Origin of the sequence: Rhodococcus sp. JS3073 (assembly GCF_026810085.1) — a bacterium.
Classification (GTDB): domain Bacteria; phylum Actinomycetota; class Actinomycetes; order Mycobacteriales; family Mycobacteriaceae; genus Rhodococcus_F; species Rhodococcus_F wratislaviensis.
The window spans coordinates 3,619,182-3,637,663 of the sequence record NZ_CP113951.1 but is presented as its reverse complement, the minus strand read 5'-3'; the positions used below and the strand labels follow the sequence as shown (position 1 = coordinate 3,637,663).

Annotated in this window: 24 protein-coding genes and 1 tRNA gene; 13 read left to right on the top strand and 12 right to left on the bottom strand. The window is 68.4% G+C overall.

Annotation, left to right across the window (positions count from 1 at the left end; all coding sequences use genetic code 11):
- The first annotated feature begins 65 nt into the window (after nt 1-65).
- Nucleotides 66-869, top strand: coding sequence for an NAD(P)H-binding protein (locus tag OYT95_RS16385; protein WP_037228054.1), 804 nt, complete (start codon nt 66-68; stop codon nt 867-869).
- A gap of 25 nt (nt 870-894) precedes the next feature.
- Here OYT95_RS16385 and OYT95_RS16380 read toward each other — a convergent pair whose 3' ends face one another.
- The 5 genes from OYT95_RS16380 to OYT95_RS16360 form a co-directional block, all read right to left on the bottom strand.
- Nucleotides 895-1,326 (bottom strand): nitroreductase family deazaflavin-dependent oxidoreductase, encoded by a 432-nt coding sequence (locus OYT95_RS16380; RefSeq protein WP_037228416.1) that lies wholly within the window; start codon nt 1,324-1,326, stop codon nt 895-897.
- Between the two features lie 53 nt (nt 1,327-1,379).
- Nucleotides 1,380-2,036 (bottom strand): class I SAM-dependent methyltransferase, encoded by a 657-nt coding sequence (locus OYT95_RS16375; RefSeq protein ID WP_268791960.1) that lies wholly within the window; start codon nt 2,034-2,036, stop codon nt 1,380-1,382.
- A gap of 61 nt (nt 2,037-2,097) precedes the next feature.
- Complete coding sequence (locus tag OYT95_RS16370; RefSeq protein ID WP_037228052.1) at nt 2,098-2,367, bottom strand: hypothetical protein; 270 nt, start codon at nt 2,365-2,367, stop codon at nt 2,098-2,100.
- A 102-nt stretch (nt 2,368-2,469) separates the two neighbouring features.
- Complete coding sequence (locus tag OYT95_RS16365; RefSeq protein ID WP_268791959.1) at nt 2,470-2,871, bottom strand: very short patch repair endonuclease; 402 nt, start codon at nt 2,869-2,871, stop codon at nt 2,470-2,472.
- A 15-nt stretch (nt 2,872-2,886) separates the two neighbouring features.
- Nucleotides 2,887-4,032: a DNA cytosine methyltransferase gene (locus OYT95_RS16360; protein WP_268792248.1), complete on the bottom strand. Its 1,146-nt coding sequence runs from the start codon at nt 4,030-4,032 to the stop codon at nt 2,887-2,889.
- Nucleotides 4,033-4,242: 210 nt separating this feature from the next.
- Here OYT95_RS16360 and OYT95_RS16355 point away from each other — a divergent pair, with 210 nt between their 5' ends.
- The 3 genes from OYT95_RS16355 to OYT95_RS16345 are packed head-to-tail and all read left to right on the top strand — an operon-like array spanning nt 4,243 to nt 7,546.
- Complete coding sequence (locus OYT95_RS16355; RefSeq protein ID WP_037228043.1) at nt 4,243-5,823, top strand: cation:proton antiporter; 1,581 nt, start codon at nt 4,243-4,245, stop codon at nt 5,821-5,823.
- Nucleotides 5,824-5,864: 41 nt separating this feature from the next.
- Nucleotides 5,865-6,962 carry a hypothetical protein gene (locus OYT95_RS16350; protein WP_037228041.1) on the top strand — a complete coding sequence of 366 codons (1,098 nt, stop codon included), beginning with the start codon at nt 5,865-5,867 and terminating at the stop codon, nt 6,960-6,962.
- Nucleotides 6,959-7,546, top strand: a complete 588-nt coding sequence (locus OYT95_RS16345) for a putative glycolipid-binding domain-containing protein (RefSeq protein WP_005248751.1) — start codon at nt 6,959-6,961, stop codon at nt 7,544-7,546. Before OYT95_RS16350 ends, OYT95_RS16345 begins: the two co-directional genes overlap by 4 nt.
- Nucleotides 7,547-7,597: 51 nt before the next feature.
- On the opposite strand, the gene OYT95_RS16340 is transcribed toward OYT95_RS16345, so the two are convergent.
- On the bottom strand, nt 7,598-8,566 hold the full coding sequence (locus OYT95_RS16340) for a prephenate dehydrogenase (RefSeq protein WP_128640268.1): 969 nt from the start codon (nt 8,564-8,566) through the stop codon (nt 7,598-7,600).
- 49 nt (nt 8,567-8,615) lie between these two features.
- Here OYT95_RS16340 and OYT95_RS16335 point away from each other — a divergent pair, with 49 nt between their 5' ends.
- The 6 genes from OYT95_RS16335 to OYT95_RS16310 all read left to right on the top strand — a co-directional run bounded on the left by OYT95_RS16335 (nt 8,616) and on the right by OYT95_RS16310 (nt 11,742).
- A complete protein-coding gene (locus OYT95_RS16335) occupies nt 8,616-9,155 on the top strand; it encodes a tRNA adenosine deaminase-associated protein (protein ID WP_037228037.1) in 540 nt (179 codons plus the stop codon).
- 11 nt (nt 9,156-9,166) lie between these two features.
- Nucleotides 9,167-9,625, top strand: coding sequence for a nucleoside deaminase (locus tag OYT95_RS16330; RefSeq protein ID WP_005561213.1), 459 nt, complete (start codon nt 9,167-9,169; stop codon nt 9,623-9,625).
- A 138-nt stretch (nt 9,626-9,763) separates the two neighbouring features.
- Entirely contained in the window at nt 9,764-9,955 is a 192-nt protein-coding gene (locus OYT95_RS16325) for a CsbD family protein (RefSeq protein WP_009477222.1), read from the top strand.
- A 55-nt stretch (nt 9,956-10,010) separates the two neighbouring features.
- A tRNA-Ser gene (locus tag OYT95_RS16320) sits at nt 10,011-10,101 on the top strand.
- 93 nt (nt 10,102-10,194) lie between these two features.
- On the top strand, nt 10,195-10,989 hold the full coding sequence (locus OYT95_RS16315) for an SDR family NAD(P)-dependent oxidoreductase (protein WP_128640267.1): 795 nt from the start codon (nt 10,195-10,197) through the stop codon (nt 10,987-10,989).
- Between the two features lie 69 nt (nt 10,990-11,058).
- Complete coding sequence (locus OYT95_RS16310; RefSeq protein ID WP_037228032.1) at nt 11,059-11,742, top strand: YceI family protein; 684 nt, start codon at nt 11,059-11,061, stop codon at nt 11,740-11,742.
- On the opposite strand, the gene OYT95_RS16305 is transcribed toward OYT95_RS16310, so the two are convergent.
- The gene (locus OYT95_RS16305) at nt 11,674-12,642 is read right to left on the bottom strand and encodes a sterol desaturase family protein (RefSeq protein WP_037228031.1); all 969 of its coding nucleotides are present in this window, start codon (nt 12,640-12,642) and stop codon (nt 11,674-11,676) included. The two genes, OYT95_RS16310 and OYT95_RS16305, sit on opposite strands and share 69 nt — an antisense overlap.
- 163 nt (nt 12,643-12,805) lie before the next feature.
- On the opposite strand from OYT95_RS16305, the gene OYT95_RS16300 reads away from it, so the two are divergent.
- Both OYT95_RS16300 and OYT95_RS16295 read left to right on the top strand, forming a co-directional pair.
- Nucleotides 12,806-13,222 carry a VOC family protein gene (locus tag OYT95_RS16300; protein ID WP_268791958.1) on the top strand — a complete coding sequence of 139 codons (417 nt, stop codon included), beginning with the start codon at nt 12,806-12,808 and terminating at the stop codon, nt 13,220-13,222.
- Nucleotides 13,223-13,259: 37 nt separating this feature from the next.
- Nucleotides 13,260-13,757 (top strand): RrF2 family transcriptional regulator, encoded by a 498-nt coding sequence (locus OYT95_RS16295; RefSeq protein ID WP_037228026.1) that lies wholly within the window; start codon nt 13,260-13,262, stop codon nt 13,755-13,757.
- Here the strand turns inward: OYT95_RS16295 and OYT95_RS16290 are convergent.
- The 5 genes from OYT95_RS16290 to OYT95_RS16270 all read right to left on the bottom strand — a co-directional run bounded on the left by OYT95_RS16290 (nt 13,723) and on the right by OYT95_RS16270 (nt 17,726).
- The gene (locus tag OYT95_RS16290) at nt 13,723-14,475 is read right to left on the bottom strand and encodes an IclR family transcriptional regulator (protein WP_037228023.1); all 753 of its coding nucleotides are present in this window, start codon (nt 14,473-14,475) and stop codon (nt 13,723-13,725) included. The genes OYT95_RS16295 and OYT95_RS16290 overlap by 35 nt on opposite strands.
- Nucleotides 14,476-14,490: 15 nt before the next feature.
- Nucleotides 14,491-15,450: a PDR/VanB family oxidoreductase gene (locus OYT95_RS16285; RefSeq protein ID WP_037228021.1), complete on the bottom strand. Its 960-nt coding sequence runs from the start codon at nt 15,448-15,450 to the stop codon at nt 14,491-14,493.
- A gap of 16 nt (nt 15,451-15,466) precedes the next feature.
- On the bottom strand, nt 15,467-15,682 hold the full coding sequence (locus OYT95_RS16280; protein WP_112301662.1) for a hypothetical protein: 216 nt from the start codon (nt 15,680-15,682) through the stop codon (nt 15,467-15,469).
- An 18-nt stretch (nt 15,683-15,700) separates the two neighbouring features.
- Complete coding sequence (locus tag OYT95_RS16275; RefSeq protein WP_037228017.1) at nt 15,701-16,774, bottom strand: aromatic ring-hydroxylating dioxygenase subunit alpha; 1,074 nt, start codon at nt 16,772-16,774, stop codon at nt 15,701-15,703.
- Between the two features lie 136 nt (nt 16,775-16,910).
- On the bottom strand, nt 16,911-17,726 hold the full coding sequence (locus OYT95_RS16270; RefSeq protein WP_037228012.1) for a class I SAM-dependent methyltransferase: 816 nt from the start codon (nt 17,724-17,726) through the stop codon (nt 16,911-16,913).
- A gap of 121 nt (nt 17,727-17,847) precedes the next feature.
- On the opposite strand from OYT95_RS16270, the gene OYT95_RS16265 reads away from it, so the two are divergent.
- Complete coding sequence (locus tag OYT95_RS16265; protein ID WP_005253325.1) at nt 17,848-18,450, top strand: TetR/AcrR family transcriptional regulator; 603 nt, start codon at nt 17,848-17,850, stop codon at nt 18,448-18,450.
- Nucleotides 18,451-18,482: the final 32 nt, after the last annotated feature.

Here is an 18,482-nt window from a genome sequence, read left to right as displayed (position 1 = left end):
CGCGAGCACACTTTGCCACTCACATGCCTTGCCGCGGCGTGACCCGGCTCAGTAGCGTGCAGGGCATGACGATTCTGGTGACGGGGGCAACCGGGAACATCGGCAGAATGCTCGTCGACCACCTGCTCGCGCGGGGTGCGACGGACGTCCGGGCCCTCACGAATCATCCTGACAAGGCGCAACTTCCGGGCTCGGTCACCGTCGTCGAGGGATACCTCCGCAGGCTCGACAGCCTGCCCGCGGCGTTCGAGGGCGTCGATTCCCTCTACCTCGCACCGACTCCCGACACCGCCCCGGACGCACTCGCCCTGGCGAAGCAAGCCGGCGTCCGGCACGTCGTCGACCTGTCCGGTCCCCACGACGGCCACTGGGGTGACGTCGCACGGGCCGTCGAGGCGTCCGGCATCGAGTGGACGCACCTGTGGCCCGGCGAGTTCATGGAGAACGCGGGAATCCTGGCACCGCAGATCGCCGCGGGAGACACCGTGCGCGAGCCTTACCCGACGGCGGCGAACGCGCCGATCGCCATGGACGACATCGCCGAGGTCGCGGCCGTCGCTCTCCTCGCGGACGGGCACATCGGCGCGTCGTACGAACTCACCGGACCCGAGACGATCACCCGCGCCGACCTCGTCCGGGAACTCGGCGCCGCCCTCGGCCGGAACATCGAGTACCGGCAGGTGTCGCTGGACGAGGCCGTCGACGTCCTGACGCCGGCGATGGGGGAGTACGCCCGCTGGTACCTGGAAGGGATGGCAAGCCTGGTCGACGCTCCCCAGCAGGCGAACCGGCTCGTCGAGCAACTCACCGGACGCCCGGCGACCACGTTCGCGCAGTGGGCGTCGGCGCACGTCGACGAGTTCCGCTGACGTCGTACCGGGGCGCTCGACCGAGTCAGCGGTTCGGGGTGAGCGCGATGACGGGAATCGGCCGGTCCGTCTTCTTCTGGTAGTCGCGGTACCGGCCGTGGTTGATCTCGTTCATCGTCGCCCACATCCGGTCGTAATCCGGGTCGCCCGGCAGAACCTTCCGCGCCACCACGGTGATGTGGTCGCGGCCCACCTGGATCTCGCAGGTCGGCGCAGCCAGCACGTTGTGCATCCACGCGGGCGACGTGGGCGCACCGCCCTTCGACGCGACGACCAGAAACCGTGCGCCGTCGCGGCCGTACGTCAACGCGGACGTGCGCGACTGCCCGGACTTCCGGCCGACGCTGTGCAGCAACAGGGTCGGCATCCCGAACAGCAACCGATGCCCCACCCAACCGCCGCTGCGTTCGTAGACGAACTGATGCAGCTGAAGGGCTTTCACGAACAGGTCGGCCACGGCGTCCTCGTCTCGGCACTCGGAACAGATCGTGCCCACACAGTAGACCGTCGTCAGGCCCGGCGAACCGCGTGCAGAACGGTGTCGTGAACGGTGACGGGCCGGCCCTCGGGGTCGCGCGCGTCACGCGAGGGCGTCGCCGACACCAGAATCTCCCACTCCCCGGCGTCCAGGACGGCAGCGACCTGGTCGGGTGTGAACAGCATGTCGGGAACATTGGGCCGCCCGGCCGACGTCTCCAGATCGGAAGGATGATGTCCGACGACGAGAAGCCGCCCGCCGGGGCGGACCGCTCCCGCCAGGCGACGGTGCAGGGCCTCGCGGGCAGGTCCCGGCAGATGCATGAAATGCGCCGACACCAGGTCGAATCGGCGGGCCGGCGGCTCCCACGACAGGATGTCGGCCTGCTGCCACGTCGTCCGGTCCGCGATGCCGGCACCGGCTTCGGCGGCCCGTTCGGCAGCGCGTTCCACTGCCACCGCCGACACGTCCACTCCGGTGACGCTCCACCCGCGGGCCGCCATCCAGATCGCGTCGGCGCCCTCGCCGCTGCCCACGTCCAGGGCACTGCCCGGAGTCACGTCCGCGACCTCCTCGACGAGGTGCGGGTTGGGGTCGCCGCTCCACACCGCGGTAGTCGAGCGATAGCGCTCGTCCCAGAACTCCTGGCTGAAGAAATCGGTCATGTCCGGTGCCTGCTCGTGGGTCATGCTCCCACTGTGGCCGCCGGAGCCGTCGAACCGGGAATCCCGTTGCCGGAACGGCAACCGGCTACGGGCTGGGGAACGTGTAGATGCGGCAACCGCTCATGTTCGCGGCCGACACGACCCCGTCGGCACGCGCAAAATCGCCCTTCGAGGCGAGGTTGTTGGCGAGGGCGGCCTGGTCGTCGCAGAAACTCTGGTCCGTCGGCTTGGCTGGGGGGTTGCTGATGTAGGTGTCGCCCGGTGCAGCCACCGCAAACGGTGCCGGACCGACGAGTGGGACGGCCGCTGCTGCAAACGCAATGGAGGCCGCCGCGACGATTCGGCGGATCATCATGCCCCTCCGAAGGTGGTCCGAATGGTTGCTGTGACACCATCCTGCACCGATCCGCCGTCGGCGACCAGACCCCTAGGGGTGGAAAATGCAACACCTTCGTCGTCAGCGATGCAGAGCTTCCTGAACCCTGTCCGCGGCGACCGCCGGATTCTCGTGCTCCCAGATCCGCACCACCGTCCACCCGGCGTCGGCCAGCCTCGTGTCGGTGTCCCGGTCGCGGGTGACGTTCCCGGCGAGCTTCTCGGCCCACCACTGTGCGTTGCTCTTCGGGAACGTGGCGTGCTGCGGGCAGCTGTGCCAGAAGCACCCGTCCACGTACACGGCCACTTTCCGGCGCGGAAACACCAGGTCGGCGCGCCGCCGGATGCCCTTCATCGGCGCCCGGTCCACGTAGTACCGGACCCCGCGCCGGTGCAGTTCCCGGCGAAGCGCGAGTTCGGGTGCTGTGTCGCGGCGCCGCTGCGCCCGCATCCGGGCGCTGGTCGCGGGATCGGTGGCGGGCATCGCGGGTCCGTCCGCCTACGCGGCGGCCTCGGGAAAGCCGCCCATGCGGTCGAGGTGGCTCTCGACGTCGTCGATGAAACCGGGAACGAAACGCAGATTGCCCATCCGCGTCCGCTTCAGGAAGCCGGCGGTCGCGCGCGCCGACAGCAAGCGGGTGTCCTCCAGGAATCCGCTGAGATCCTCGTACGGCTCCTGCACCGGCCACGTCGAGGTGTGCACGCGGAACGCCTGACGATTGCTGCCCCACGCCGCCACCGGCCACGCGTCGCCGGGCTTCATCGGCGTCTCGATGCCCCGCTCGTAGTCCGCCGACTCGAGCAGACGCCGACCGACCCACGACGCCATCCGCACACTGACGGCGTTGCCGACGAGCTTCCACCGATGACTGTTCCGCAGACCGGGGACCAGCGCGGCGGGCGCCGTCCAGTCGGGGTCGAAACCCTGCAGGCGTTCGGCGTCGATCAGTCCGGGGGTCACGATCTCACCCGACGGCAGTCGCACGGCGGGTGGGCTCGCGATACCGACGGACGACCCGCCCTTCAGCGTGGGGACCGCGTTGACCGCCCAGCCGAGGCCGCGGGTGCCCTCGGTCCAGTAGAAACCGCACGGGAAGTCGGCGTAGTCGTCGACGGGGCGTTCCCCGGCGTCCTCACCGAACAGCACCGCGCGGGGGTCCTCGGTGCGCGAGGCGAGCATCAGGACCCGCTGACGGCGCTGGGGGAGCCCGAACGCGCGCGCATCGACCACGCGGTACGCCCACGTGTAGCCGAGGTCCTCGAGGGCGTCCGTGATATGCCTCATAGCCGCCCCGCGACCCAGCTGCAGCATGAACGGCACGTTCTCGATCAGGAGCCAGCGTGGACCCTTCTTCCGCTTCACCAACCGGAACACCTCGTCGACGAGGCCGGAACGCGAACCCGTGATTCCGGCGGTCCGGCCGGCCTGCGAGAGGTCCTGGCACGGGAAGCCGGCGGCGACGAGTTCGATGTCCTGGGGGAGGGAACGCAGCTTGGTGACGTCGGAATGCACAGGGACGTCCGTGAATCGGGTACGCAGAACCGCCTGGGCGCCCGGGTCGATCTCACAGAGCAGTTCGGTGTTCCAGCCGTGCTCTCTCAGACCCAACTCGAGCCCGCCGATACCGGCGAACAGGCCCACCATGCTCCCGGTTGACGTCACGGCACCCTTCCTCACGAACCAGTCACCCGAGAACGTTACTCGAGATCTGTGCTCCCTTTGACCAACGACCCGTGAGTACTTATCAACGGCGGGCGGTTAATAAGTACTCACGGGTGGCGAAGCCACATATGGCAGGCTGCTTCGCGGGCAAACGACCGGGTAGAAGAATTGAGCCGAGGAGGCGTCCCCAGCGTGGATCAGCTGATCGTGGTGATCGGGCTCATGCTCGTCACAGTCCTGATCGTCGGCCTCGGTGACCGATTCCACGCACCTTGGCCGGTATTGCTCACGATTGTCACCGCCGGTGCCGCGTTCGTGCCCGGCATCCCGCACGTCGAACTCGAACCCGAACTGATCCTGCCGCTGTTCCTGCCGCCACTGCTGTGGGCGCTGGCCCGCCGGACGTCGTGGGCGATGTTCGTCGATCGCTGGAAGACCATCGTCGTCCACTCCGTCGGCCTGGTCATCGTCACGACAGCTGCGGTCGCGTGGACGGCCTGGGCGCTCGTGCCCGGCATCACCCTGGCGGCGGCGATCGCGATAGGTGCGATGACCGCCCCACCCGACCCGGTGGCCGTCGAGGCCGTCGCCGAACCCGTCGGGATTCCGCGTCGACTCGTCGGCGTCCTGCAGACGGAGGGCCTGTTCAACGACGCCGCCGCGCTGGTCGCGTTCCAGGCGGCGCTCGCCGCGACGATCGCCGGTGAAGACCTGCACTTCGGTTTCGAGGTGCTGCACTTCCTGTACACCGCGGTCGCGGCGGTGCTGATCGGTCTCGCATCCGGCTGGGTGGGGTCGTGGCTGGTCGTGCGGATCGTGGACGTCCCGGGCCGCAGCGGACTGACCCTGGTCATCCCGTTCGTCGTGTACCTGCTGGCCGAGGAGATCCACGCGTCCGGAGTCATCGCCGTCGTGGTGGCCGCGGTGCAGATGAGCGCCGCCGACTCCGAGGTCGACGCCGAGGACCGCCTGGCGAGTGCCTCGTTCTGGCACGTCGCCGAATTGCTGGTCACCGGCATCGCGTTCGGGTTGATGGGTCTCGAATTCCGTCAGATCGTCGACGACGCGGGCAGCGATCTGTGGACGATGGTGCTGCACGGCGTCGTCATCGGAGTGGTGCTGGTGGTGGTCCGCGCCCTCTGGATGGGCGTCACGTGGCTGTACATCCGCGGGTACGAGGACAACGCCTCCTCCGCGCCCCGCACCCCCGCCGAAGCCGTGGTCATGACGTGGTGCGGGATGCGCGGCCTCGTCACCCTGGCGTTGGCGCTGAGCCTCCCGGTCGACGATTTCCCGTGGCGTTCCGAAGCCGTCGTCATCGCGGCGGTGGTGCTGGTGATGAGCATGGTCATTCCGGGATTCACCCTGCCGTGGCTGGTGAAGGCACTCGGCGTCGCCGGTGTCGCCGACGCGGAGGATGCCGAGGAGCGGGCACTGGTCGAGCGGGCCCGGCACGCCGCGCTCGAGGTCGTGACGTCCGCGCCGACCAACCTGCCGCCCGAATCGGTGGCCCGGCTCAAGGCGCTCTACGACCGGCTCGAAGAGGACTCCGCGCCCGGCACCCACTCGCCGGAGTACTCGCAGCGCATCGAACAGCTCAAGACCCGCCGCGACGAACTGCGGGCGCTCCAGCACCGGGCGCTGGTCGCGGCGCAGGCCGAAGTGTTGCGGGCCCGCAACGAAAAGGGGCAGGACCCGCACGTCGTCGACCGCGTCCTCGAGCGTCTCGACCGCCTCTCCACCGCGAGCAACACGCAGACTTTCCACCACTGAGAGTCCTAGACTTCCTGTAGGTGGGAGCACAGGGAGGCGCCATGATCTCGGGTTTCCGGAACCGGCCGCACCTCCTGCGCGACGCCCAGGGCAGCGGCCTCGTCGAAGCGTTCGTCATCATCGGGATCGTCACGATCCTGCTCACCCGCGCCTACCTTCACCTCACCGGTTATCCGCAGGTCGGGGGTTCCTCGCTGCACATCGCGCATGTCCTGTGGGGCGGACTCGGCATGGTCGTGGCCCTGGTGACCGTGTTCTCGTTCCTCGGGATGAAGCCGCGCGTCCTCGGCGTCGTGATCGGCGGCGTCGGGTTCGGGTTGTTCCTCGACGAGATCGGCAAGTTCGTCACCAAGACCAACGACTACTTCTACCGGCCGTCCATCGCGATCATGTACGTGGTGATCGTCGTGTTGCTGCTGGTCAACCGGTCGCTGCACGACGTCCGGCCGCCGACCCCGACGGAGGACGTCGCCAACGCCGCCGCCATCGCCCTCGGCGGACTGGACCGTGGGCTGGACCGTGCACGCCGGGAGCAGGCGCTGGCGCAATTGCGCCGGGCGGCCGCCGCCGGCGCGGACGAGGCGACCCTGATTTCGGTCCGGGATCTGCTCGCCCACTGCCCGGACCGGAACGGCCGGACCGTGCCCACGGCCCGGGAGCTGGCCCGGCGCGCGACCCCCGCGTTCGCCAGGGGTCCGGGCATGCTCTGGACCGCGGCGGTCCTCCTCACCCTGTTCTCCACCCTGGGACTGCTCAGCGCCGTGATCACGCTCGACGACGACCTCCGCGGCGACGAGGGAACCGACATCACGACGGTCGGCCAGCTCACCGGGTCCGCGATCGCGTTCGTCCTGTGCTGGTCGGGCATCGTGCGACTGCGGAACGGGAAGCTGTGGCCGTTGCAGTTCCTGCGGGCCGCGGCCCTGGTCACGGTGCTGCTCACCGAGGTGTTCGACTTCGTTGCCCAGGAGTTCGGGGCGCTGCTGAACGTGGCGGTCGGACTCGGCGCCCTCGTCGTCTTCTCGTCGCGCATCGCGGTCACGGAACGAGCCCGGGCACTGACTCTCGACAACTCTGCTGCAACGAAACTCGGCCCGTTGCCACCCCGGGAGCCGTCGTCGCTTACCGTAGACAGGTGAGCATCCAAGCCTCCGGTGCCTCGACCTGGCCCGCAGTACTGACGTGGCGGGCGGACAACGCACCCCGAATGGAATCGGTGCGCGTCCAGCTCAACGGCGACCGCATCAAGGCAGCAGGCCGGATCATCGGCGGCGAGTGCCCCGAGCATCCCGCGTTCAGCGCGTCCTACGACCTCGTCACCGACGAAAGCGGCGTCACCCGCCGGCTGTCGCTGCGGACGTCCGTCGCGGCCGGTGAACGGCAGATGTCGATCAGCCGGGACGAAGAGGGCACGTGGATGGTGGAGCACGGCGCCAACCACCAGCGGTCCACGTTCGACGGCGCCCTCGACGTCGACATGGTGCTCAGCCCCTTCTTCAACGCCCTGCCCATCCGGCGGTACGGACTGCACCTCGGGTCCGAGGACGTCGAGGTCCCCGTCGTCTACGTGAACCTCCTGGACCTGCGGGTCGAGGGCGCGATCCTCACCTACAGCAGCGGTCCGGACGGCATCCACGTGCTGTCGCCGGTGTCGAGTTCCTCGGTGACCGTCGACCGCGACGGGTTCATCATCGACTACCCGGGCCTGGCCGAACGGATATAGGCGGCGCAGCCGACCGTGCGTGGTTAACGAGTCTCTGGACTCGTCGAGCACTCACAGGCGGCGGAGCCGCCCTCCCCGCCGACCCGCATCACGCATGTCGTCGATCCAGCCTTCGCGGCCGGGAACGATGCCGGTGATCTCCCACGTCTCCTGGTTGTCGTACGTCAGGCGCGCGGTGTGACCGGCCTCGACGAGGGTCGCCGTCGACGACTGTTCCGCCAGTTCGGTCCGCGCGTCCTGCAGCAGCACCAGCGCCTCGTCCAGGGCGATCAGCAGGGCGTCCCGATTGCCTTCGCACATGGCCCGGACGAGTCCGGGCGCGCTGCCTGCCACACGGGTGCCGTCGCGGAACGAGCCGGCCGCCAGGCCGAGCGCCAGCGGCCCGCCGCGGGCTCCGGTGATCGCGAGGGTCTCGGCCAGTAGGTGCGGCAGGTGCGAGATGCGCGCGACCGCCCGGTCGTGTTCGGCGGATTCGGCGGGCACGACGACGGACCCGCAGTCCAACGCGAGCTGCGCGACCTGCGTCCAGATGGCGGGGTCGACGCCGTCGTCGGTGCCGACCACCCACACGGCCTCCCGGAACAGGTCGGCGCTGCCGACGCTCCACCCGGACGCCGACGTTCCGGCCATCGGGTGCCCGCCCACGTAGCGGTCGGCGAGTCCCTGGCGGGCTGCCGCCGCCGCGACCTCGGCCTTGACGCTGACGACGTCGGTGATCGAGCAGTTCGGTGCGTACAGGGCGATCGCGGTGAGGGTGGCGGCGACGGCGGGCACGGGGACCGCGATCACGATCAGCGCCGACGCGGCCGACGCACGCTGGAGCACCGCGACCAGATCGGTGTCGGCGTCGAATCCGTCCGCCCGGGCGGCGTCGACGGACGGCGCGGATCGGTTGTGACCCCACGCGTCGCGGCCCGCCCGGACCGCCGCACGTAGCAGTGAACCGCCGATCAAGCCCAGGCCGAGCACGCACACGGGAGGTGCGGAAGGGGTATCAGACACCCGAACAGGTTGGCACATTCGAGTGCGGACTTCATTTACCGGCACCCCGCGGGCTACCGTTGCGCTCATGGGTGCACAGCGCGCGGAAAACAACAGCGCCTCCTCGGATCGGGCAGAGGATCTGGAGGGCTTCGGTGTCGCGGTAGTACACGAGGACGGCCGGTGGAAGGTCAAGGCCCTCACTTCGGCTGCTCTGACCAGTCTCAGCGTCGCGGAGGAGGAGCTTCGGGCCCTCCGTAGCGCGGGCGCGTTCTTCGGTCTGCTGGACGTGGACGACGAATTCTTCGTCGTGCTCCGGCCGGCGCCGTCGGGAACGCGTCTGCTGCTGTCCGACGCCACCGCGGCCATCGACTACGACATCGCCGCGGACGTCCTCGAGGCGCTCAACGTCGAGGTCCCGGACATCGACCCGGACGAACTCGACGACATCGAGCCGTGGGAGGAAGGCGACCTGTCGCTGCTCGCCGACCTCGGTCTGCCCGAACCCGTTCTGGCTGTGATCACGTCCGAGACGGACCTCTATCCCGACGAGCAGCTCGGGATGATCGCGCAGCGGCTCGGGTTCACCACGGAGCTGGCCGGGGTTCTCGACAAGCTTCCCCGGTAGTTTCACGCGCCGTGACTCTTCAGGACGACGAGCGGATGATCCGCGCGGCGATCGAGGCGGCCCGTGCCGCCACCGACGCCGACGTGCCCGTGGGTGCGGTGGTGTTCGACGCCGACGGTGTCGAGGTGTCGCGGGCGGTGAACTCGCGGGAGGCGATGTCGGATCCGACGGCTCACGCGGAGATCATCGCGTTGCGGGCCGCCGCCCGGGTGTACGGCGACGGGTGGCGCCTCGAGGGGGCGACGCTCGCGGTGACGCTGGAGCCGTGCACGATGTGCGCGGGCGCGCTCGTGCTGGCCCGGATCTCCCGGGTGGTGTTCGGGGCGTGGGAGCCGAAGACGGGTGCTGTCGGTTCACTGTGGGATGTGGTCCGCGACCGCCGTCTCACGCACCGCCCGCAGGTCAGGGGCGGTGTTCTGGAGGACGAATGCGCAGGCATCCTCGAAGACTTCTTCCGTGAACGGCGCTGACCGGTTTCAAACTCTTTCGTGGGGTACTCGACACAATGTGGCCGGGTCCGCATGACCCGTGCTTCTCTGGAGACAGGCGCCGACGAGGCGCCGCCGGACCCGTCCCCGGGTTCGAAATCGGATTCACGGAGGTATCTCGTGGGAATCGCAGACAAAGCTTCGAACAAGGCGGAAGACCTCAAGGGCCAGGCGAAGGAAGCCACCGGTAAAGCTACGGGCGATCCGGACCTGCGCGACGAGGGCAAGGCCGACCAGGCGTCCTCGGCGGTGAAGGATGCCGGCGAGAAGGTCAAGGACGCCGCCAAGAACCTCAAGGACAAGCTGACTTAAACGGCTTCACCTGGCGATTTCGGGCTCGGGCGCCACATCCGGTAAAGTCACCGGCGGTGGCGTGTCCGAGCGGCCTAAGGAGCACGCCTCGAAAGCGTGTGACGGGTAACCCCCGTCCGAGGGTTCAAATCCCTCCGCCACCGCCAAAGCTCCCCACCTGCACACGCAGGTGGGGAGTTTTTTTGTGCATCCGTGCCGGGAATGTTCGTTAGCGTGTCCTGGAGGGAAGGGGCACAGACATGCGCATCGACTCGACGGGCAGGACGGCGCTGGTCACCGGATCGACGCAGGGCATCGGTGCCGCGATCGCCGCGGGCCTCGCCCGCTCCGGCGCGCGGGTGGCGATCAACGGCCGCACCGAGAAGTCCGTGGGTGCGGCGATCGAACGATTGCGGGCCGAGGTCCCGGACGGCGAATTCGTTCCGGCGGCCGCCGACGTCACGACGGACGAGGGCGCGCGCCGGGTCCTGGAGATCGTTCCGAGCGTCGACATCCTCGTCAACAACCTCGGGATCTTCGGCTCCCAGCCGGCCCTGGACATCGACGACGACGAGTGGCGCCGCTACTTCGAGGTGAACGTGCTGTCCGCGATCCGGCTGACCCGCCTGGTCCTGCCCGGCATGGTCGAACGGTCCTGGGGCCGGGTCCTCGACATCGCCAGTGACTCCGCGATCGTCATTCCCGCGGAGATGATCCATTACGGGATGTCGAAGACGGCGCTGCTGGCGGTCTCGCGTGGCTTCGCGAAAGAGGCGGCGGGGACGGGCGTCACGGTCAATTCGGTTCTCGCCGGTCCCACTCACACGGGAGGTGTGGAGGATTTCGTCTACAGCCTGGTCGACAAGGACCTGCCGTGGGACGAGGCGCAGCGCGAGTTCATGAAGAAGTACCGGCCGCAGTCGTTGCTGCAGCGCCTCATCGAGCCGGAGGAGATCGCGAACATGGTTGTCTACCTCAGTTCGGCGCAGGCGTCGGCGACCACCGGCGCCGCGGTGCGGGTCGACGGCGGCTACATCGATTCCATCGTCCCGTGACCATCGCTCACAGCGCTCTCCCAGGTCGTACCGAGTGACATCCATTGAAGCTGCAACTAGCCTGATCTCATGAAAAAGCTGTGGTGGTTGGTCGGCGCAGTCGTCATCGTCGTGATCGCGGTGCTGGTGGGCCCGTGGTTCTACGGCCAATTCATCGCAGAGGACGACGCACCGGCGGCCTCGGTGTCGACCGAGGGCGCGGAGGCGGCCACCGGATCGGTCGACGGACAGTGGACCGTCACGCCGGGGCAGGGCTCCAACCAGACGGCCGCGGGGTACACCGTTCACGAGATCCTCAACGGCGCGAGCGTCACAGTGGTCGGATCGACCGGCGACGTGACCGGCACCGCAACTGTCGAGGGCGAGAAACTCACCGCGGGTGAGGTGACCGTGCAGGTGGCGACCATCGCGACCGATCAGTCCCGCCGCGACAACCAGTTCCGCGGCAACGTGATGGACACCGGCACGTTCCCGACCGGCACGTTCACGGTCGATTCCCCGGTCGATCTGTCGGGGCTGCCTGCGGACGGTTCCGTGGGGACGGTCTCCGCCCAGGGCACGCTGACGCTCAAGGGGCAGTCGCGTCCGGTGACCGTCGACATCGACGTGCTCCGTTCCGGCGACGACCTGATCGCGTCGGGCAGCATCCCGGTCACCTGGACGGACTTCGGTGTGACGCCGCCGTCACTGGGCTTCGTGACCGTGGACGGCAACGGCACGGTCGACTTCCTGGTCAGCTTCGCGCGTTCCTGACGGCGCCCAGCCGGGCGGCCCGAACACGTAGCCGAGCTTGTCGCGCCACGACGACGCCCGGCGCCAGTCCCGGACGATGGCCCCGTATTCGTGGGTCTGCAGTTTCCAGATGTTGTAGGTGCCCACGGGTTTGGTGAGTCCGTAGGTGGGGCGGTGGGTTTCGGGCTGGAACGTGCCGAACATCCGGTCCCACACGATGAGGATGCCGGCGTAGTTGCGGTCGAGGTATTCGGGGTCGCAGCCGTGGTGGACGCGGTGGTGTGAGGGAGTGTTGAACACGAACTCGACGGGCCGGGGCAGCTTGTCGATGCGCTCGGTGTGGACGAAGAACTGGTAGACGAGGTTCACGGAGAATCCGATGAACACCATCCACGGCGGAATGCCGATCAGCGGCAAGGGAATCCACATCAGGATTTCGGCGCCGTTGTTCCACTTCTGGCGGAGGGCGGTGGAGAAGTTGAAGTATTCACTCGAATGGTGCGCCTGGTGGGTGGCCCAGATGAGGCGGATGCGGTGCGCCATCCGGTGGTACGCGTAGAACAGCGCGTCGACGCCGAGGACGAGGATCACCCACGTGTACCAGGCGTCCGGGGGAAGGTGCCACGGCGCGAGGTACACCCAGATGGCGGAGTACCCGATCAGGGCCAGCAGCTTCCAGAACGTGGTCGTCAGGATGGACACGGCGCCCATCGACACACTCGCGCGCGCGTCGCGGCGCTCGTAACCTCCGCGCACCGGGCGGGACCGTCCGTCGGGGTCGAACGTCGCGTCCTCGAGGTGCCGGGCCGCGAACCATTCGATGGCGAGGAACAGCACGAACGCCGGGATGGCCAGCGTGACCGGTTCGTGCAGAGGCGTCAGCAGCGCCGAATTCCACGCCGACGTCACGGTCTCCCACATGCTGCTTCCTCCATACAAGACGATCGTCCAGTTCAATGTACCTCGGAGTGACACGCATCACTATCGGCCCGAAACGCGGCGACGAAAAGTGCTCATTGGGTGCGCACTTTGCCGCGGAGAATGAATCCCGTCAGCAAGATCGGATCAGTCGAAAGGACTCGTCATGTTGCGAGGACTCACCACCATCAGTCTCTTCGCCGACGACATCGCGGCAGCCCGCGAGTGGTACAGCGCGCTGCTCGGCATCGCTCCCTACTTCGAACGCCCCGACTCCGAGAACCCGGCATACATCGAGTACCGGATCGGCGACTACCAGCACGAGCTCGGCATCATCGACCGTCGATACGCCCCGCACGCAGCCGCGGACGGTCCGTCCGGCGTGGTGGTGTTCTGGCACGTCGACGACGTGACCGCCGCCGTCGAGAAGCTGCTGTCGATGGGTGCGAAGGAGCATGAGCCGCGCACCGAACGTGAGTCGGGGTTCGTCACCGCGTCCGTTGTCGACCCGTTCGGCAACATCCTCGGCGTCATGTACAACCCGCACTACCTGGACGTTCTGGATGCGCGCGGCGAAGCGTGAGTTGCCGGTTTTCATACTGGGATGGTAGGAATTCGGTGTGCACATCACCGCAAAGGTGGACTACGCCGTGCGGACGCTGATCGAACTGGCCGCTGCCGGGCCGTCCCCGTCCAAAGCCGAGTTCCTGGCACAGTCGCAGACCATTCCGCACAAGTTCCTCGAGGCCGTCCTCGCCGACCTTCGCCGCGGGGGACTGGTCAACAGCAGACGTGGACCGGACGGCGGGTACTGGCTGGCCCGTCCCGCCGAGGACATCACGATCGCCGACGTGATCCGGACCGTCGAGGGTCCGCTGGCGTCGGTGCGGGGTGAACGCCCCGAGGACGTCGACTACTGCGGGCCGGCCGCCAAATTGCAGGACGTGTGGATCGCGGTGCGGGTGAACCTGCGGGCCGTGCTCGAGAACGTGAGTCTCGCGGACGTCGCGAACGAGCAGCTGCCGGGTTTCCTCACCACGCTGACGTCCGACCCGGGGGCTTGGGAGCGTCGTACCCGACCGGTCACGACGGCTGACGAGGGCGCAGCGCGCGGCTGATCGTCCGGCCGGCCGCACGCACCAACGGGACCAGTGCGTTCAGCGACGCATTCTCCGCCGACACCACCAGCGACACCGCCGCGATCGCCGTTCCGGGACGCTCGAAAATCGGTGCCGCGACGGAGACGGCGTCCATGGTCACCTGACGATCACTGATCGCGACCTCGGATCGGCGGATCTCGGCAAGCGTCCGCCGCAGTACGACGGGGTCGGTGACGGTGCGGTCGGTGAACTTCTCGATCGGCCCGCTCAGCACCTGCTCCTGCACGTCGGCGGGCATGTACGCGAGCAGGGCCAGGCCGATACCGGACGCCGTCAGCGGGAACCTACCGCCGACGCGGGTCTGGACGGGCACGGCCTTCTGTCCGGCGATGCGTTCGACGAACACGACCTCGGTGCCCTCGGCGATGCCGAGCTGGACGTTCTCCCGCGTGATCTGCGACAGGTCCTCCATCACCGGCATCGCCAGTTCGCGCAGCATCGTGCCGCGCGGCGCGAGCGACGCGATCTCCCACAGCTTGAGCCCGACGGTGAAGCGGCCGCTGCTGTCACGTTCGAGGGCGCCCCATTCGATGAGGTCGCTGGTCAGCCGGTGCACGGTGCTCAGCGGATACCCGGACTTCCGCGACAGATCGCTGAGGGTCAGCCGCGGCGCCGAGGGGGTGAAGAGCTCGAGGAGCCGCAACGAGCGAATGGTCACCGATCCGGTGATCGCCATTGCTCGTTCTCCGTCTCACAGTTCCAGCGTCAGACGTGGACAGCTCGCACGCGAGACGCAGATCATCATGGTGTCGCCCTCGGCCTGCTCGTCCGCTGTGAGCAGGGAATCCCGGTGATCGACAGTACCGCCGAGCACGGCCGTCTCGCAGGTTCCGCAGGTCCCTTCCTCGCAGGACGACAGCACCTGGACGCCGGCGGCGGTGACGGCCTGCAGGATCGACTGCTCGGGTGCGACGGTCACGGTCTTGCCGCTCAGTGTCAGCTCCACCTCGAACCCCTCGGCCCGGACCGGCTCCTCGAGATCCTTGGCCGCGAAGCGTTCGGTGCGCAGCGCGCCGGACGGCCAGCTGTCGCAGTGACCGGTGACGGCGTCGAGCAACGGCGCGGGCCCGCAGCAGTAGACGAGGGTGTTCTCCCGGACGTCGCCGAGCAGCCCCGGTAGGTCGATGAGGCCGTGCTCGTCCTCGGGGTGGATCACCACCCGGTCGCCGAACTTCTCGGCGAGTGCGTCGGCGAACGCCATCGAACCGCGGCTGCGTCCGCCGTAGACGAGGGTCCAGTCGGCGCCGGCGTTCTCCGCGGCGTGCGCCATGGTGAGGATCGGCGTGATCCCGATGCCGCCCGCGACGAACACGTACTGCGGTGACGGCTCGAGCTCGAAATGGTTGCGTGGTCCCCGGACCGTGACGCGGTCGCCCTCGCTCAGCTTGTCGTGCACGAACTGCGAACCCCCGCGGCCCATCGCCTCCCGCAGCACGGCGACGCGCCAGATCCCGGTGTCGGCCGGGTCGCCGCACAGCGAGTACTGGCGGGTGAGCTCCGGAGTCAGCACCAGATCGATGTGCGCACCCGGCGTCCACGTGGGCAGGTCGGCGCCGGACGGGTCGCGGAACTCCAGGACGACGACGCCGTCGGCGCCGGTGGTCCTCGTGGTCAGCTCCAGCTCGAGTACGGGTTCGGGTGGGATAGGCATGGCGGTCTCTCCGGGGTCAGACGGGAACGGGAGCGGATTCCGGCGCGGCGGGCAGCGGCGTGGCGGTCACCGGCGGATCGACGGGGTGGTGCCCCTCTGGGTGGGCGAGCAACCATTCCCAGAGGGCGGCGGGTTCTTCCGCGACGTGGCGTGCGCCGCAGTGGCACTCGCCCTCGAGCAGGTCCGACCCGGGAAGCCAGACGATGCGCATCACGTTGGCGCCGCGGAGCATCCTGGTCGGCTCCACGGTTCAGCCCACCGCCGCGGCGGTGACGGCCTGCGGCGCGTCGACCAGCTTCTTCAGGATCCGGCGTGCGCCGAGGCCGCCGGCGTCGATGTTGATCGACAGTTCCTGGTAGCCGTCCTTCTCCGTGTCGAGCGCCTTCTGCAGAATGTTCAGCGCTACGACGTCCTGCATCACGACGGTCCGGTTGTTCTCGGCGAGGAACGTCGTGACGGCGTCGTCGCCGAGTGCGAAGTCGCGGGCCACGGCCCAGAAGTCGAGGGTGGAATTCTCCGTCGACGGGGTGATCGCGTAGACGATCTCGCTGTGGAACGCGTGCGGGTCGGTGCCGTCGTCGCCGGGCAGGGGTGCGCCGATCGGGGCGATGCGGCTGTGCAGCAGGTACAGGCACGGCGGCGTGTACTCGATGTCCTGCCAGCGGGTGATGCGGCCCTCGATGCCGGTGGACTTGGAGTAGAACGGCGGGCACTCGGCGTCGTCCATGTGCCGGGACACGTAGATGACGTTCCGGTCCTCGTCGATCTCCGTGGTGATCGGGGTTTCCGCCACCTCGGGGGTGCCGATGTAGCCGCCGTGCAGGTACGTCTCGTGCGACAGGTCCATCAGGTTGTCGACGAGCAGACCGTAGTTGCAGTCGATCGGTTCCATGCCGCTGACCACGGTGTAGTCGGGGGAGTCCATCCACGGTGCGCGGGGGATGCGGGTCGGGTCGCCCTGTTCGGGGTTCTGCGGGTCGGCGATCCAGACCCACACGAACGAGTCCTGCTCGACCACCTGGTACTGCTTCAGCCGGGCGGTGCGGGGAACGCGCTTCTGGCCGGGGACGAACACGCAGCCGCCGTCACTGCCGTAGGTGAAACCGTGATAGCCGCAGACCACCGTGTCGCCGTCGAGCCGGCTCGGCGCCTCGGACAGCGGGTAGCGGCGGTGCACGCAGCGGTCGCTCATCGCGACTGCCTCGCCGGCCTCGGTTCGCCAGAACAGAATCGGCTCCTCGCAGATGGTGCGCGAGAACAGTTCGCGTCCGACCTCACGGCCGTAGGCTGCGACGTACCACTGGTTGCGGGCGATCGTGGACATGAGGGCCTCCGGAATATGCTGGGCTGCTGCGTTGTTCGTGACGCCGGACTCGGTGGGGCATCAGCGTCGTCCCCACCACTGTGCGGCACCGGAGGTGATCCACCACACTCGGTTTCCGAATGTCGGAAGGGTTTCGTCAGGGCTGGCGGACGAGGTAGGCGAACATCGTCACCGACATGTGGAAGTCGCCGCGGCGGGCGGCGGCGTTCAGCTGGTCCAGCAGTTCGGCGCTCTGCACGTCGGTGATCGCACCCTCGGCGATCGCCGCGGCGGTCATCATCTGGACGAGTGGGCCGGTCACGTCGCCCGGATCCTGGATCAACGCCTCCGTGCCGATGTCCTCGACGACGAGCCCGGCGGAGGTGAGCTGCCCCGGGAGCAGCCGTCCGGAGTGTGGGTTCGCGGTGTGCGAGAGCATCACGTCCATGATCTTCTGCAGGACCAGGGGATCGCCGGGGTGCATGATCGCCGTGCCCCAGTCGCTGTCGACGATCACGCCGCGCCCGCCCGGCCGCAGAACGCGGGCCACTTCCGCCGCCGCGCGGTCCGGTTCGCTCAGGTGCTGGAACACCCGCTCGCACCGCACGACGTCGAGGCGGTCGTCGGGGAACGGCAGCGAGTAGGCATCGCCGATCACGAACTGCGCGGTCGAGCCCTCCTCCTCGGTCCGCTCCCGGGCGAGGAGGGCCATGCCGGGATTGGGATCGAGTCCGATCGCGCGGCCCGACGGGGTGACCGCGGCGGCGAGGGCACGCGTCTCCGACCCGGTGCCCGAGCCGATGTCGAGGGCGCTCTCACCCGGCTGCACCTGCAGGGCCGCAAGCGACCACTCGCGCAGTCGCCGGATTCCCGGGCGCGCGGCCTGCAGGTCGAGGACGGCGGCGAGTTGGTCCAGGGCGGCGCGGTCGATCTCGTCCGCCCGGAACGACAGCGGCGCCGTCGGATCGGACATGTTTCCACCGTAACGCCGTGGTGACTCCCGACACAGTGCCGCGCGGACTGTGGGCAAGAACATAAAAGTTGCACTGTCACGCAAATTTGCAGAGCTCTGCAAGTTCTGTACCGTCGGAGTAGTGATTTCGGAAATCGGACTGCGGGACCGCAAGAAGGCCGCCACGCGCGCAGCCCTCAGCGGCGCCGCCGCACGCCTGGCCCGCGCGCTGGGCATCGAATGCGTCACCGCCGACGCCATCGCGTCCGAGGCGGGAGTCTCGACTCGGACGTTCCACAACTACTTCTCCAGCAAGGAGGAGGCGGTACTCGCGCACTTCGAGCAGTCCGTCCACGACTGGGTCGACCTGCTCCGCGCCCGTCCCGAGGACGAGCCGATCTGGGATTCCCTCGAGCACGTGGTGGTCCAGATCGTCACCGATCCGGCGAAACCGCTCGAAGAGACCGCGGTGATGATGGAACTCGTCGAGACCAGCCCCGCGCTGCTCGCGAAGAAACTCGAAGTGCACCTGCGCGTCACCCGTCTGGTCGGTGAGGTGATCGCCGAACGCACGGGCACGAACATCGACACCGACCTCTACCCCAACCTGCTGCACCTGGCGGTCGGATCGGCGTGCAAGGCGTCGCTCGACCTGTGGATGAGCGGCAAGTCCGGTGCCAGCGGGCCCGAAGAACTGGTCCGCGACGCCATGCGTCAACTCCGTCAGGGAATCCCGCAGCCGTAGCCGGCTGCCCGAATCAATCTTCGTTCCACCGA